14 protein-coding genes are annotated in these 14071 nt (G+C 70.7%); 6 read left to right on the top strand and 8 right to left on the bottom strand.

Annotated features, from left to right (window positions below; translation table 11 throughout):
- Positions 1-48: 48 nt before the first annotated feature.
- Genes qcrB through ctaE form a run of 4 tightly spaced genes read right to left on the bottom strand, consistent with a single transcriptional unit; the run spans position 49 to position 4279 of the window.
- Positions 49-1665, bottom strand: coding sequence for a cytochrome bc1 complex cytochrome b subunit (gene qcrB, locus ACR9Y5_RS11640; protein WP_481298103.1), 1617 nt, complete (start codon positions 1663-1665; stop codon positions 49-51).
- On the bottom strand, positions 1662-2729 hold the full coding sequence (qcrA, locus tag ACR9Y5_RS11635; protein ID WP_481298102.1) for a cytochrome bc1 complex Rieske iron-sulfur subunit: 1068 nt from the start codon (positions 2727-2729) through the stop codon (positions 1662-1664). The genes qcrB and qcrA overlap by 4 nt, the downstream gene beginning before the upstream one ends.
- 42 nt (positions 2730-2771) lie before the next feature.
- Positions 2772-3611, bottom strand: coding sequence for a cytochrome bc1 complex diheme cytochrome c subunit (gene qcrC / locus ACR9Y5_RS11630; RefSeq protein WP_481298101.1), 840 nt, complete (start codon positions 3609-3611; stop codon positions 2772-2774).
- 23 nt (positions 3612-3634) lie between these two features.
- Positions 3635-4279: an aa3-type cytochrome oxidase subunit III gene (ctaE, locus tag ACR9Y5_RS11625; RefSeq protein ID WP_481298100.1), complete on the bottom strand. Its 645-nt coding sequence runs from the start codon at positions 4277-4279 to the stop codon at positions 3635-3637.
- Between the two features lie 133 nt (positions 4280-4412).
- Between ctaE and trpD the strand changes: the two genes are divergently transcribed.
- From trpD to dhaM, 4 genes are read left to right on the top strand one after another with little or no spacing between them, the layout of a single operon-like run.
- Entirely contained in the window at positions 4413-5462 is a 1050-nt protein-coding gene (gene trpD, locus ACR9Y5_RS11620) for an anthranilate phosphoribosyltransferase (RefSeq protein ID WP_481298099.1), read from the top strand.
- A 23-nt stretch (positions 5463-5485) separates the two neighbouring features.
- Complete coding sequence (gene dhaK, locus ACR9Y5_RS11615; RefSeq protein ID WP_481298098.1) at positions 5486-6484, top strand: dihydroxyacetone kinase subunit DhaK; 999 nt, start codon at positions 5486-5488, stop codon at positions 6482-6484.
- Positions 6485-6536: 52 nt separating this feature from the next.
- Positions 6537-7169 (top strand): dihydroxyacetone kinase subunit DhaL, encoded by a 633-nt coding sequence (gene dhaL, locus ACR9Y5_RS11610; protein WP_481298097.1) that lies wholly within the window; start codon positions 6537-6539, stop codon positions 7167-7169.
- A complete protein-coding gene (dhaM, locus tag ACR9Y5_RS11605) occupies positions 7166-7879 on the top strand; it encodes a dihydroxyacetone kinase phosphoryl donor subunit DhaM (RefSeq protein ID WP_481298096.1) in 714 nt (237 codons plus the stop codon). The genes dhaL and dhaM overlap by 4 nt, the downstream gene beginning before the upstream one ends.
- Positions 7880-7912: 33 nt before the next feature.
- On the opposite strand, the gene ACR9Y5_RS11600 is transcribed toward dhaM, so the two are convergent.
- Positions 7913-8416 (bottom strand): GNAT family N-acetyltransferase, encoded by a 504-nt coding sequence (locus ACR9Y5_RS11600; RefSeq protein WP_481298095.1) that lies wholly within the window; start codon positions 8414-8416, stop codon positions 7913-7915.
- Positions 8417-8418: 2 nt separating this feature from the next.
- Complete coding sequence (locus ACR9Y5_RS11595) at positions 8419-9717, bottom strand: aspartate aminotransferase type Ic (protein ID WP_481298094.1); 1299 nt, start codon at positions 9715-9717, stop codon at positions 8419-8421.
- Positions 9718-9780: 63 nt separating this feature from the next.
- Between ACR9Y5_RS11595 and ACR9Y5_RS11590 the strand changes: the two genes are divergently transcribed.
- The gene (locus tag ACR9Y5_RS11590) at positions 9781-10425 is read left to right on the top strand and encodes a DUF1345 domain-containing protein (RefSeq protein ID WP_481298093.1); all 645 of its coding nucleotides are present in this window, start codon (positions 9781-9783) and stop codon (positions 10423-10425) included.
- Between the two features lie 3 nt (positions 10426-10428).
- On the opposite strand, the gene ACR9Y5_RS11585 is transcribed toward ACR9Y5_RS11590, so the two are convergent.
- Together ACR9Y5_RS11585 and ACR9Y5_RS11580 are read right to left on the bottom strand one after the other, a co-directional pair.
- The gene (locus ACR9Y5_RS11585; protein WP_481298092.1) at positions 10429-10911 is read right to left on the bottom strand and encodes a dihydrofolate reductase; all 483 of its coding nucleotides are present in this window, start codon (positions 10909-10911) and stop codon (positions 10429-10431) included.
- Positions 10908-11714 carry a thymidylate synthase gene (locus ACR9Y5_RS11580; RefSeq protein ID WP_481298091.1) on the bottom strand — a complete coding sequence of 269 codons (807 nt, stop codon included), beginning with the start codon at positions 11712-11714 and terminating at the stop codon, positions 10908-10910. Before ACR9Y5_RS11580 ends, ACR9Y5_RS11585 begins: the two co-directional genes overlap by 4 nt.
- A 59-nt stretch (positions 11715-11773) precedes the next feature.
- Here ACR9Y5_RS11580 and ACR9Y5_RS11575 point away from each other — a divergent pair, with 59 nt between their 5' ends.
- Entirely contained in the window at positions 11774-14026 is a 2253-nt protein-coding gene (locus tag ACR9Y5_RS11575) for a purine-cytosine permease family protein (protein ID WP_481298090.1), read from the top strand.
- Positions 14027-14071: the final 45 nt, after the last annotated feature.

Genomic DNA, 14071 nt, shown 5'->3' with positions numbered 1-14071 from the left:
GAACGCCGGCGCGATCGTTCGCGCCGGCGTTCGTCGGAGGGATGGTCGTCAGTGGCCGTCGTGGCCCGACTCGAGCTCGCCGCGGGTCGGCGGGACGAGACGGTCCTCGAAGAACCAGCGGGACAGGCCCGCGCGCACCCGGTTCGCGGCGGTGATCTTGCCGCGGCGGTTCGGGCGCAGCATCAGCGGCTCGTAGGTCTCGAAGGAGACGAGACGCCAGCGCTCGTAGTCGCTCAGCTGCTCGTGCACCTCGATGAACTCGCCGCCGGGCAGCTTCACGATGCGGCCGCTCTCGTAGCCGTGGAGGGCGATCGAGCGGTCCTTCTTCTGCAGCGCCAGGCAGACGCGCTTCGTCACCACGTAGGCGATCAGCGGACCGACGAACAGCAGGGCCTGGAGGGTGTGGATCACGCCCTCCATCGTCAGCTTGAAGTGCGTCGCGATGATGTCCGAGCTCGCCGCCGCCCAGAAGACCGCGTAGAACGTGACGCCCGCCGCGCCGACCGCGGTGCGAGTGGCCGCGTTGCGCGGACGGTCCAGGATGTGGTGCTCGCGCTTGTCGCCGGTGATCCAGGCCTCGAGGAACGGGTAGAACATGACCGTCACGATGAACAGGCCGAGGATCGCCACCGGGATGATGATGTTGAACGACCAGGTGCGGTCGAGCCACACGAACTCCCAGCCCGGCGGGACCAGGCGCAGCGCGCCGTCCGCAAAGCCGATGTACCAGTCCGGCTGGGTACCGGCCGACACCGGCGACGGGTCGTACGGGCCGTAGTTCCAGATCGGGTTGATGGTGAACAGCGACGCGAGGAGCACCACGACACCGAACACGATGAAGAAGAACCCACCGGCCTTCGCGGCGTACACCGGGAGCACCGGGTAGCCGACGACGTTGCCCTGCGAGCGTCCGGGAGCCGCGTACTGCGTGTGCTTGTGGATGACCACGAACATGAGGTGCAGCGCGATGAACGCGACCACGAGCGCGGGAAGCAGCAGGATGTGCAGCGTGTACAGACGGCCGACGATCGCCGTTCCCGGGAACTCGCCGCCGAACAGGAGGAACGAGATCCAGGTGCCGACCACCGGGAGGCCCTTGACCAGACCGTCGATGATGCGGAGGCCGTTGCCCGAGAGCAGGTCGTCCGGGAGCGAGTAGCCGGTGAAACCCTCGGCCATCGCCAGGATGAACAGCACGAAGCCGATGACCCAGTTGAGCTCACGCGGCTTGCGGAACGCTCCCGTGAAGAAGATGCGGAGCATGTGCAGGCCGATCGCCGCCACGAACAGCAGCGCCGCCCAGTGGTGGATCTGACGTACGAGCAGGCCGCCGCGCACCTCGAACGAGATGTTCAGCGTGGACTGCATGGCCGAGGACATCTCGATGCCCTTCAGCGGCACGTAGGAGCCGTTGTAGGTCACCTCCGCCATGGAGGCCTGGAAGAAGAACGTCAGGAAGGTGCCCGACAGCAGGATCACGATGAAGCTGTAGAGCGCGACCTCGCCGAGGAGGAAGGACCAGTGGTCCGGGAAGATCTTGCGACCGAACTCCTTGACGGCGCCCGAGATGCTGGTGCGGTCTTCGAGGTAGTTCGCGGCCGCAGCCGTGAACCCGCCCTTCTTGACCGTCGTCGTTGCCGCGGGTGCGGCGGTCGTGGTGCTCAATGGCGCTCCCAGAAGCTCGGGCCGACGGGCTCGTGGAAGTCGCTGCGGGCGACCAGGTAGCCATCGGCGTCGACGGTGATCGGCAGCTGCGGCAGCGGCCGCTTCGCCGGTCCGAAGATGACCTGCGCTTCGTGCGTGATGTCGAACTGCGACTGGTGGCACGGGCAGAGCAGGTGGTGGGTCTGCTGCTCGTAGAGCGCCACCGGGCACCCGACGTGCGTGCAGATCTTGGAGTAGGCGACGATTCCGTCGTAGTTCCAGGTCTCACGGCCCTTGGAGACGTGCAGGTCCTCGGGCTTGAGGCGCATCAGGAGCACGGCCGCCTTGGCCTTCTGCTCCAGCATGTCCGGGGCCTCGTTCAGACCCTCGGGGATGACGTGGAAGGCGCTGCCGAGCGTGACGTCGGAGGCCTTGATCGGGGTGCCGGTTGGGTCGCGCGTCAGGCGCACGCCCTTGGCCCACATCGTCTGGGAGAGCTCCTCGACCGGGTCGACGTTCTCGGGCGCGAGGCCGCGGAACAGGACGACGGCGGGGAGCGGGAAGGCGATCAGGGCGCCGATGAGGCTGTTCCGCACCAGGGTGCGGCGGCTGAATCCGGACTCCTCGTCCGCCTGGCGGAAGATCTCCGCCGCACGCTCGGTCGTGGACTCGCTGCCCCGGACCGGGTGACGGAGGTCGACGCCCTCCTTCTCGTGCATCAGGGCCTTGCCCCAGTGGACGGCGCCGATGCCGATGGCGAGGAGCGCGAGGGCGCCGCCGATGCCGATGAACAGGTTGTTCAGCCGCACCGACCCCGGGTCGCCGTCGACGATGGGGAAGGCCATGTAGGCGGCGACCGCCCAGACGGAGCCCGCGATCGAGAGGTAGAAGAGCGTGTAGACGGTGCGCTCGGCGCGCCGCTCCTTGCGCGGGTCGAGGTCGGTGACGCGCGGTCGGTGCGGCGGGAATCCCGGGTTCTCGACCGCATCGCGGATGATCACCGCGGTGCCGGGGTCGCCGGTCCGGCGCTCCTCAGACGAACGCGCGGGCGTCAGCTCGTGACCGCCGTTGTCGTCCTGTGCCATTGCTCTCCTTCTTACGCTGTGTCGTGCCTGATGCGGTGCCGGCTAGTTGCTCTTGGCCGTGATCCACACGGTGAGGGCGACGATCGCGCCCAGACCGAAGATCCAGAGGAACAGGCCCTCTGCCACCGGGCCGAGCGAGCCGAGCTCGAAGCCACCCGGGGAGGGGTTGTTCTGGATGTACTTCAGGTACGTGATGATGTCGGCCTTGCCCTGCGGCGTGATGTTGAGGTCGTTGAACACGGGCATGTTCTGCGGACCGGTCACCATGGCCTCGTAGATGTGCTGGGCGCTGACGCCGGTGAGCGGCGGGGCGTACTTGCCCTCGGTGAGCGCACCGCCGGCGCCGGCGACGTTGTGGCACATCGCGCAGTTGATGCGGAACAGTTCGGCGCCGTGGGCGGCGTCGCCCTTGCCGTCGAGGTACTTCTGCTCGGGGATGGACGGCCCCGGCGCGAGCGAGGCGACGTAGTCGGCCAGCGCCTTGACCTGGTCGTCGGTGAACTGGACCGGCTTCTCCTGCGCCTGCGGGCCCTGCATCTGCATGGGCATGCGGCCGGTGCCGACCTGGAAGTCGACGGCCGCGGCGCCGACGCCGATGAGGCTCGGTGCGACGGAGCTGCCCTGGGCGTCGAGCCCGTGGCAGGTGGCGCAGTTCGCCTGGAACAGCTTCTTGCCCTCGTCCACCGAGCTCTGGCTCGCCGCGGCGACCTGCGGCTCGTCGGCGGATGCCGTCGTGGTGGTGAACGCGGCGTAGGCGCCGCCGGTCAGGCCCAGGCCGATGGCGAGGAGCGCGACGGTGGCCAGCGGGTGACGACGACCGGCCTTGCGCGCGGGCTTCGCCTTCCGGGCCGGCTTGGCGGTGCTGGGGGTGTGCGGACGCATGGGGTGAAGAACGCTCCTGTTTCCTATCGGATGATGTAGATGACCGCGAACAGCCCGATCCACACGACGTCGACGAAGTGCCAGTAGTAGGAGACCACGATGGCGCTGGTCGCCTCCTTGTGGCCGAAGATCTTGACCGCGAACGCGCGGCCGATCACGAGCAGGAAGGCGATCAGCCCGCCCGTGACGTGGAGGGCGTGGAAGCCCGTCGTCAGGTAGAACGCCGAACCGTAGGCGTTGGCGCTGAGCGAGATGCCCTCGGACACCAGGGTCGCGTACTCGAGCACCTGGCCGGAGACGAAGACGGCGCCCATCAAGTAGGTGAGAGTGAACCACTCGACCATTCCCCAGCGCCAGAACTGCAGCAGACCGCCTGAACGGCGCGGCTGCATGCGCTCCGCGGCGAACACGCCGAACTGGCAGGTGACCGAGCTGAGCACCAGGATCAGCGTGTTGGTCGCCGCGTACGGGATGTTGAGGTGCTGCGTCTCAGCGGCCCACAGATCCGGCGACGTCGACTTCAGGGTGAAGTAGATCGCGAACAGGCCCGCGAAGAACATCACCTCCGAGCCGAGCCAGACGATCGTGCCGACGGCCACGACATTGGGCCGGTTGATCGCCGGCGCACTCGCTGAGGGAGAAAGGGAGGTGCTCGTCACGTAACCCATTATGGCTGAAAAGAACCCATGGTTTTCCCACCTAGGGGGCTTGAATCGACCGGATTTCCGGTTGGGACAGCCTCAGTGGCCGCCCCAGCGGCCGGTATCGCCGTGGCGTGTCGCCCGCCGATAGGATCGCAGCATGGTCCACACGCAGTCCTGGTCGTCCGTGCTGACGTCTCTCCTGGCAGGGGAGCACCTGAGCGTGGCGGACGCGGCGTGGGCCATGGACCAGGTCATGACCGGCGAGGCGACGGACGCCCAGCTGGCGGCATTCCTCATCGCGCTGCGCGCCAAGGGCGAGACCGTCGACGAGATCGTCGGCTTCCGCGACGCCATCCTGGACCACGCCGTCCCGCTGGATGTGGACCCGATGGCCCTCGACATCGTCGGTACCGGCGGCGACCGGTTCGGCACCGTGAACGTGTCGACGACCGCCTCGATCATCGCGGCGGCCGCCGGCGTCCCCGTCATCAAGCACGGGAACCGCGCCGCGAGCTCGTCGTCCGGTTCCTCCGACGTGCTGGCGGCCCTCGGCATCGACCTCACGCTGCCCGCCGACCGCGTCGCCGAGGTACTGAAGAAGGTCGGCATCACATTCGCCTTCGCCAGCGCGTTCCACCCCGGCTTCGGCCACGCCGGTCCCGTGCGCGCGCAGCTCGGCGTCCCCACCGTCTTCAACTACCTCGGCCCGCTCTGCAACCCGGCACGGCCCGAGGCGTCCGCGGTCGGCGTCGCGACGCTCGACCGCATCCCGCTCATCGTCGGCGTGTTCCAGACCCGCGGCGCGACCGCTCTGGTCTTCCGCGGCGACGACGGGCTCGACGAGCTGTCGACCACCGGTCACAGCCACGTCTGGGAGGTCTCCCGGGGCCTCGTCACCGAGCACGACATCGATCCGCGCGATCTGGGCATCCCCCGGGCACGGATCGAGGACCTGCTCGGGAAGGACGCCGCATACAACGCGGCGGTCGTGCGTGCCGTGCTCGCGGGCGAAGAAGGCCCCGTGCGCGACATCGTCCTGCTCAACGCGGCGGCCGGGCTCGTTTCCTACGAGCTCGCGTCCGACCCGTCGAGGGTCCAGGTGTCCATCCTGGATCGATTCCGTTCGCAAATGGCGGTCGCGGCTCAGGCGATCGACTCCGGGGCTGCGGCCGCGAAGCTCGACGAGTGGGTGGCGGCGACGCACTGACAGCAGTGGAAGGAAGGGTTTCGATGAAGAAGCTCATCAACGACGTACCCGACGTCGTGACCGAGTCCCTCGCGGGGTTCGGCCGGGCTCACGCCGACATCGTGAAGGTGTCGCAGGATCCCAAGTTCGTCTCCCGGGCCGACGGCCCCGTACAGGGCAAGGTCGGTCTGGTCAGCGGAGGCGGCAGCGGTCACGAACCCCTCCACGCCGGCTTCGTCGGCAGGGGGATGCTGGATGCCGCCGTGCCGGGCGAGGTCTTCACCTCGCCGACGCCGATGCCGATCGTCGAGGCCACCAAGGCCGCGGACGGCGGCGCGGGCGTGCTCCACATCGTGAAGAACTACACCGGCGACGTCCTGAACTTCGAGACGGCCGCCGATCTGGTCGGTGCCGAGGGCATCACCGTGCGGTCCGTCGTCACGAACGACGACGTCGCCGTGCAGGACTCCCTCTATACCGCGGGGCGTCGCGGCGTCGCGGGCACCGTGCTCGTCGAGAAGATCGCGGGGGCGTCCGCCGACCGCGGCGACGACCTCGACGCGGTGACCGCGATGGCGGAGCGCGTGAACGCGAACGTCCGCTCGATCGGCCTCGCGCTGACCGACGGCACGGTCCCGCACGCCGGAGAGCCGGGCTTCGTGCTCCCCGAGGACGAGATCGAGTTCGGCGTGGGCATCCACGGCGAGCCGGGCCGCGAGCGGATCAAGCTGGAGCCCGCCGACCGTCTGGTGGACCGGATGATGGATGCGATCCTCGCCGATCTGTCCTTCGACGGCTCCCCGGTGCTCCTGTTCGTGAACGGGATGGGCGGTACGCCGCTCTCCGAGCTGTACATCCTGTTCCGCCGCGCCGCCGAGGTGCTCGACGAGCGCGGGATCACCCTCAGCCGGTCGCTCGTGGGCAACTACGTCACCTCGCTGGAGATGCAGGGCGCATCCATCTCGCTCCTGAAGCTGGACGACGAGCTGACCGAACTGTGGGACGCGCCGGTCCACACGGCCGCTCTGCGCTGGGGCCTGTAACGGCCCGGGAAGGTCCGGGGAAGCTGCACACGACAACGACAAGGAGGCGTCGATGACGCTGGACACGAACTGGGTGAAGGCGTGGATCTCCGCTGCGGCGGACTCCATCGGCGAGCACAAGCAGGAGCTGAACACGCTCGATCGCGAGATCGGCGACGGCGACCACGGCGAGAACATGGACCGTGGACTGCGTGCGTCGGTGGCGGCGCTGGAGAAGCTGCCGGACGACGCGACGCCGAACGCGGCGCTGCGCTCGGTGGCCATGACCCTGATCTCGACGGTCGGCGGCGCGTCCGGCCCGCTGTACGGCACCGCGTTCCTGAAGGCGGCGGAGCCGCTGGGCGACGGGCCGACGGTCGACGAGGCGGCACTCGTGGCCGCCCTGGCGGCGGCGCGCGACGGGATCGTGTCCCGCGGAAAGGCCGAGCCCGGCGACAAGACCATGATCGACGCCTGGACGCCCGCAGTGGATGCGGCCCGCACGGCTCAGATGTCCGGGGCGTCCGCTCCGGACATCCTGACCGAGGCGGCCGACGCGGCGGAGGAGGGCGCGGTCGCGACCGAGCCGCTGGTCGCCCGCAAGGGCCGGGCCAGCTACCTGGGCGAGCGCTCGGCCGGGCACCGGGATCCGGGCGCCCAGTCGACCGCCCTGCTGCTGCGCGCTGCCGCCGGAGCGGCCGAATGAGCGAGCGGGTCGGCATCGTCTTCGTCTCGCACAGCGACCAGATCGCGGCGGGGATGGTGCAGCTGGCGGGTCAGATGGCCGGATCGGTGCGCCTGGTGGCCGCGGGAGGGACGGATGACGGCGGGATCGGCACCAGCTTCACGAAGGTGATGTCCGGTGTCGCGGAGGCTGACGGCGGCGCCGGGGTCGTGGTCGTCAGCGACCTGGGCTCGGCGTTGCTGACGGCGGAGACCGTGCTGGACATGCTCGACGACGACCGGCGCTCCCGGGTGCGGGTGGTCGACGTGCCGTTCGTGGAGGGCGGCGTCGCCGCGGCGGTCGCCGCCGAGTCGGGCGCCGACCTCGATGAAGTCGCGGCCGCGGCGCGCGGCGCGGTGGACGCCTGGGCCGGTGACACGGGCGCCGGCGCGGCGCCGGAGGGGTCGGCCGCGCCGGACGAGAGCGCCGCCTCCGGCCCGTACGAGCGCGAGGTCGTCGTCCGCAACCCCGAGGGCCTCCATGCTCGCCCGGCGGCGGAGTTCGTGAAGCTCGCGAACACGTTCCCGGTGAAGGTGACGGTCAACGGCAAGGACGCGAAGAGCCTCCTCGGCATCATGTCCCTGGGGCTGACCGCCGGGTCCACAGCGCACATCGCGACGGACCACTCCGACGGCCGCGCCGCGGTGGACGCGCTCGCCGACCTGGTCGACACCGGCTTCGGCGAGGTCTGACCAAGGCGCCGGCAGCCCGGCGGCATCCACGACTCAGACGAGCGGGAGAGCCATCTCCCGCTCGTTCGCCGTGCGGTCGAGCGGGTAGGGCTGCGTCCGCCCCGTGAAGACGAAGCCGCGGCGGAGGTACGAGCGGATGGCCGGCTCGTTGTCCTCGTGCACCTCCAGGAGCAGCCGCTCGCCGCGCCCCCGCGCCCAGTCGATCACAGCGTCGAGGAGCGCGTCGGTCATCCCCTGGCCCCGGCCGCGCCATTCCGGCGTGACGTAGACGCCGACCAGGTACGGGTCGTGCGACGCGGCCGACTGATAGCCGCCCATGCTGCCGAGCCAGCGTCCGTCCTCGGCGACCGCCGCGAAGAGGCGCGAGGTGGCCGAAGTGTTGGAGGCGCGGCGCCGCCAGTGCTCGTCGGGGTGCGTTCTGGCGTGCTCCAGCGTCTCCAGGAACGCGATGGGCGTGTCCTCGAGCATCTCGAAGCGCAGGGCGCGGTACGCCTGCCAGTCGTCCTCGGTGCTCGCGCGGACGACCCAGCCCGTCATCGTCAGTCCCGGTCGGCGAGCAGGGTCTCGGCCTCGGCGAGCAGGATGGCCGTGCACAGGCCGTCGAGGGCGGCCGTCAGCTCGTCGAGCGGCGGGAAGGTCGGGGCGATGCGGATGTTGGCGTCGCGCGGGTCCTCGCCGTACGGGAAGGTGGAGCCCGCGGGCGTGATCGCGATCCCGGCCTCCTTCGCCAGCTGCACGGCCCGCTCGGCGCAGCCGTCGGCGATGTCGAGGCTCACGAAGTAGCCGCCCTTCGGTGCGTTCCAGCTGCCGGCGCCCCAGGGGGCCAGCCGCTCGCGGAACACCTCGTCCACCGCGGCGAACTTCGGCGCCAGGATGGCGCGGTGCTTCTCCATGAGCGCGGCGAGCCCGTCGGCGTCCTTCAGGAGCAGTGCGTGCCGCAGCTGGTTCAGCTTGTCCGGTCCGATGCTCTGCGCCGCCGAGTTGTGCTGGAACCAGGCGACGTTCGCCGGGGACGCGCCGAAGAAGGCGACGCCGGATCCGGGGAACGTCACCTTGGAGGTGGAGGCGAAGATGAGCGGCCGGTCGGGGTTGCCGGCCTCGGCGGCGAGCGTGAGCACGTCGATCGGCTCGGGGCGGTCGTCCGTGAGGTGGTGCACCGCGTAGGCGTTGTCCCAGAACAGGCGGAAGTCGGGCGCCGCGTCGAGCGACACGAGCGCGCGGACGACCTCCTCGCTGTAGACGGCGCCGGTCGGGTTCGAGTACACCGGCACGCACCACATCCCCTTGATGCTGTCGTCGGCGGCGAGCAGCGAGGCGACCGCCTCGATGTCGGGACCGTCGTCGTTCATCGGCACGGGGATCATCCGGATGCCGAAACGCTCCAGGATGGTGAAGTGGCGGTCGTACCCTGGCACGGGCGTGAGGAAGCTGATCGACTGGTTGGCCCACGGCAGGTCGCCGCCCGGGACGCCGTGGATCAGCGCCTGGGCGATCGTGTCGTGCATCACCGTGAGGCTGGAGTTGCCGAGCGCGAGCAGCTGGGCGACGGGGACGCGCAGCGCTCCTGCGAAGATCTCGCGCAGCTCCGGCAGACCGTTGGGGCCGCCGTAGTTGCGCAGGTCGGTGCCCGCCGCATCCCGGTAGGCGCCGTCGGGCAGGTGCAGCAGGTCGTTCGACAGGTCGAGCTGGTCGGCCGACGGCTTGCCGCGCGTGATGTCGAGCGAGAGGCCGGCGGCCTTCAGCTCGTCGTAGGCGCGCGCGAAGGCGGAGTGCGCCTCGCGGAGCGATGCGGTGTCGAGGTCGGCCAGGGGGGAGGGCGAAATCGCTGCGGTGGTCACGTGATCGATCGTACCGGCGGTGCGTGCCGGTCCGCTCGGCCGACGTGTGCGAGCATCCGGAGTGTGACCGACGAACTGCACAGCGGCCGTGGCCGGACCGCCGCGAAGATGACGACCGCCTTCGCCACCGGGGTCGTCGTGGGCATCACGGTCGGCCTGCTCACCGGGTGGCACTACGCGATCATCGCGGGATGGGCGGCCGCGTGCCTGGTCTACATCAGCTGGGTGTGGATCGCGGTGTGGCGGCTCGACGCTGAGTCGACGAAGGACCACGCCACGCTGGAGGACCCGGGACGCCGCACGGCGGACTTCGTCCTGCTGCTCGCGGCGGCGGCCAGCATCCTGGCGGTGGTGTACATCCTGGTCGACGCCAAGCACCTGAGCGGCGGCAAGCAGCTCGGTGTCGCCCTGCTGGCCGTGGTGAGCGTCGCACTGTCGTGGACGCTCGTCCACACCCTGTACGCCCTGCGCTACGCCCGCATGTACTACCGGAAAGGCGGCGGGATCGACTTCAACCAGAAGGAGCCGCCGCGCTACAGCGACTTCGCGTACCTGGCGTTCACGCTCGGGATGACGTTCCAGGTGTCGGACACCGACATCAGCAGCTCGTACATCCGCCGGGCGATCCTGCGGCACACCCTGCTGTCGTACGTCTTCGGCACGGTCATCGTGGCGGCGACCGTGAACCTGGTGGCGGGGCTCGGCTGACGCCTAGCGCCGGTAGGTGAGGAAGCGGTAGCGCGTGCCGTCGGCGGCGGTCGACCACTCACCCTCCTGCACCGTCCATCCGTCGCCCGGGTCGGGGGCACGGGTGTCGCCGGGCACCTCGAGGTCGATCTCCGTGACTTCCAGCCGGTCCGCCAGCGGGAGGGTCTGCCGGTACAGCTCGGCGCCTCCGATCACCCAGACGGTGGACGCGTCGCCGGCCGCGGCGAGCCCCTGCTCGACCGTGTGCGCGACCTGCGCGCCGCTCGCGCGCCAGTCCTGCTGCCGGGTGACGACGACGTTCGCGCGGCCGGGCAGCGGGCGGAACCGCTCGGGAAGCGACTCCCAGGTGCGCCGGCCCATCACGACCGGGTCGTCGCCGGTCAGGCTGCGGAAGTGCCGCAGATCCTCGGGGAGGTGCCACGGCATCCCGCCGTCGGCGCCGATCACGCGGTCGCGGGCCTGCGCCCAGATCAGCGCGAGCGTCATACCGCGACCGCGGCGCGGATGGCCGGGTGGTGCCGGTAGTCCTCGACCACGAAGTCCTCGAAGCGGTAGTCGAAGATGCTCTCAGGCTTCCGGGCGAACCGCAGCCGCGGTGCGGGATACGGGTCGCGCGTGAGCTGCTCGGCCACCTGCTCCAGGTGGTTGTCGTAGATGTGGACATCGCCGCCCGTCCACACGAATTCGCCCGGTTCGAGGCCGACCTGCTGGGCGACCATCATCGTGAGGAGCGCGTAGCTCGCGATGTTGAAAGGGACGCCGAGGAACATGTCGGCGCTGCGCTGGTACAGCTGGCAGGAGAGGCGGCCGTCGGCGACGTAGAACTGGAAGAAGGCGTGGCACGGAGCGAGCGCCATGTCCGGAATGTCGGCCACATTCCACGCCGACACGATGATGCGCCGCGAGTCGGGGTCGCTGCGCAGAGTGTCGATCACCTGCTGGATCTGGTCGATGTGCCGTCCGTCCGGGGCAGGCCAGGAACGCCACTGCACGCCGTACACCGGGCCGAGCTCGCCGCGCTCGTCGGCCCACTCGTCCCAGATGGTCACGCCGTTCTCGCGCAGCCACCCGACATTGCTGTCGCCGCGCAGGAACCAGAGCAGTTCGTAGGCGATCGACTTGAAGTGGACGCGCTTGGTCGTGATGAGCGGGAAGCCCTCGGCCAGGTCGAACCGCAACTGGCGGCCGAACACGCTGCGCGTGCCCGTCCCGGTGCGGTCCGATTTGTGCGCGCCGTTCGCCAGCACGTCGCGGAGCAGGTCTTCGTACGGGGTGGGGATCGCGCTCACGCTCCGATGGTACTTGCCGGGGCTCTCGAACGGGGCGCGCCGCGTCGTAGTCTGGCGTCATGGACGGCACAGCGCGCGGCGAGCGGCACAGCGACGACGAGCTCGCCGGTGTGCTGGAGGAGGAGGTCGCGCGGATCACCTCGGCCATCCCCATCGTCGTGCAACGGGGGACGGGCGCGACGGGGGCGCCGGGGGGTCGCGCCGGCGAGGCCGGGGAGGCGGGCGATGCGGCGGATTCCGCGACGGATACCGCGGCGGGCTCGGAGACGGACTCGGAGACGGACTCGGAGACGGACTCCGGGGCCGATGACGAGGATGCGGCGGACGAGTGGGTCGGGCCCCCGACCGAGCTGATCAGCTTCGACGACCTCCCGGTGCGGCGCGCGGCGACCGGGCCGGAGCCGACGTTCAGCGAGTGGGTGGCGACGGCGGCCATCCCGATCCAGCGTGAGGTGACCGCCGAGACGAAGCCTGTGCCCGATCCGGGCGCCGTGCAGGAGGCGGAACCGACGGTGGGCCCCGAGCCGCAGCCGGAGCCCGAGCCAGTCAGGGAGCCGGACCACATCGCGGAGGCGGTCAGCCCGCCCACCTTCCGACCCGTCGCCCGCGCCGAGCCGCTCGACCTCGTCCCGGCCGAGGTCGCGCCGCGCGACTCCGAGCCGGTGCCCGTCCTGCCTGTCGCGCCCTCGGTCGCGCTGACGTCGCCCGTCGTCGCGGAGCCGGCGCCCGCGCCGGAGACCGCACCGGCCACCGGTGCTGCCGCAGCCCCGGACGTGCCCCTCCCCGTCCTGGACGAGGCCGCGCATCCCGCCGAAGATCGCACCGACGAGCGCGCTGCGTCCCACGGCCGGCACCGCCTCCTCGGGCTCCTCACGCCGGAGGAGGCCGACCTCGAACCGACCCCGCTCGACCAGCGGGTGGGCCGGGCGTCCCGCATGTTCTGGCTCTGGTTCGCCGGGACCTCCTCGCTCATCAGCGTCGGGGTCGGCGCGACCCTGTTCGTCCTCGGCCTCAGCCTGCGGCAACTCCTCGTCGCCACGCTCGTCGGCGTGGCCCTCTCGTTCCTCCCGCTCGGACTCGGCACCCTGGCCGGCAAGTGGAGCGGCCAGCCGACGATGGTGGTGTCGCGGGCGTCGTTCGGGATGCGCGGCAACCTCATCCCGACCGTGCTCGCCCTGCTCGTGAAGCTGTTCTGGGGCTCGGTGCTGCTGTGGCTCGCCGGCTCGGCCGCAGGATCGCTGACCGCCGCAGAGGGGTGGCCGGGGGATGCGGCGGGCGCGACGGTGAGCGCGCTGATCGTCACGATCGCGCTCGCCGTACTGATCGCGTACACCGGCTACCGGCTGGTCGCCCGGGTGCAGCTGGTGCTCACCATCGCGTCGGCGGTGCTGATCGCTCTGATGGTGACGGCGACCTGGCGGCACGTGGATGTGTCGCGTGCGCTCGCTGTCCCGGACGCGTTCTGGACCCACGTCGTCACGGGAGCCGTGCTGGTGTTCAGCTATGTGGGCCTCGCGTGGGCGATGAGCAGCGCGGAGGTGGCCCGCTACCAGCGCCCGCTCTCGTCGGGCGGCGCCGCCATGCTGTGGGCGACGTTCGGCGCGGGCGTGCCCCCGTTCGTCCTCGTCTCCTACGGCGGCCTGCTCGCCGCCTCGCGACCGAGCCTGGCCGAGGAGCTCGCGCACGACCCGGTCGCGGCGCTGACCATGCTCGGGCTTCCCGCCTGGTACCCCGTCCCGCTGCTGCTCGCCGTCGGGCTCTCGCTGATCTCCGCGCTGGTGCTCACCGTCTACTCGGCCGGGTTCACGCTCGACGCTGCGGGCGTCCGCCTCGGCCGCCGCTGGAGCACCCTCGTCGCGGGGACGGCGATCGCGGTCGTCGGGGCCGTGCTGGCGGCCACGGTCACCGACCTCTCGTCGGTCGTGCGCGGGGTGCCGACCGCGCTGTCGGTACCGGTCGCCGCGTGGGTGGGGATCTTCTCGGGCGAGATGATGCTGCGGACCCGGCGATTCCATCAGGCGTCGCTGCTCGTCCGGGGCGGCGTCTACCCCGACTGGCGCTGGATCAACGTCGCACTGCTGGTCCTGGCGACGGTCGTCGGAGCCGGCGCGATCAGCTCGCCGCTGCCGTGGCTCGCGTGGGAGGGTTACCTCTTCCGGCTCATCGGGATCGACCCCGGTGCGGGCATCGGGACGAGCAACATCGGGGTGGTGGCCGCGCTGGCGATCGGGCTCTTCGGCGCACTCGTGTCCGCGTCGCCCGCGATCCGGCGTCAGGAGCGCGCTGACGAGGCGGGGCGCCTGGCCGGCTGATCGGCCGGTGGCCGATCGGCAGCGACGGCCGATCCCTCCACAGCC

The organism is Leifsonia sp. KNZ13-11D (assembly GCF_056754895.1).
The sequence above is the reverse complement of the archived record's forward strand: the minus strand, read 5'-3'. Positions and strand labels throughout refer to the sequence as shown.

What these genes read in the sequence shown, in the direction of transcription:
- ctaE (WP_481298100.1), bottom strand. Translation starts at nt 4,279, where the DNA reads ATGGGTTACGTGACGAGCACCTCCCTTTCTCCCTCAGCGAGTGCGCCG.
- ACR9Y5_RS11575 (WP_481298090.1), top strand. Translation starts at nt 11,774, where the DNA reads ATGGACGGCACAGCGCGCGGCGAGCGGCACAGCGACGACGAGCTCGCC.
- dhaM (WP_481298096.1), top strand. Translation starts at nt 7,166, where the DNA reads ATGAGCGAGCGGGTCGGCATCGTCTTCGTCTCGCACAGCGACCAGATC.
- trpD (WP_481298099.1), top strand. Translation starts at nt 4,413, where the DNA reads ATGGTCCACACGCAGTCCTGGTCGTCCGTGCTGACGTCTCTCCTGGCA.
- qcrC (WP_481298101.1), bottom strand. Translation starts at nt 3,611, where the DNA reads ATGCGTCCGCACACCCCCAGCACCGCCAAGCCGGCCCGGAAGGCGAAG.
- qcrA (WP_481298102.1), bottom strand. Translation starts at nt 2,729, where the DNA reads ATGGCACAGGACGACAACGGCGGTCACGAGCTGACGCCCGCGCGTTCG.
- dhaL (WP_481298097.1), top strand. Translation starts at nt 6,537, where the DNA reads ATGACGCTGGACACGAACTGGGTGAAGGCGTGGATCTCCGCTGCGGCG.
- ACR9Y5_RS11600 (WP_481298095.1), bottom strand. Translation starts at nt 8,416, where the DNA reads ATGACGGGCTGGGTCGTCCGCGCGAGCACCGAGGACGACTGGCAGGCG.
- ACR9Y5_RS11585 (WP_481298092.1), bottom strand. Translation starts at nt 10,911, where the DNA reads ATGACGCTCGCGCTGATCTGGGCGCAGGCCCGCGACCGCGTGATCGGC.
- dhaK (WP_481298098.1), top strand. Translation starts at nt 5,486, where the DNA reads ATGAAGAAGCTCATCAACGACGTACCCGACGTCGTGACCGAGTCCCTC.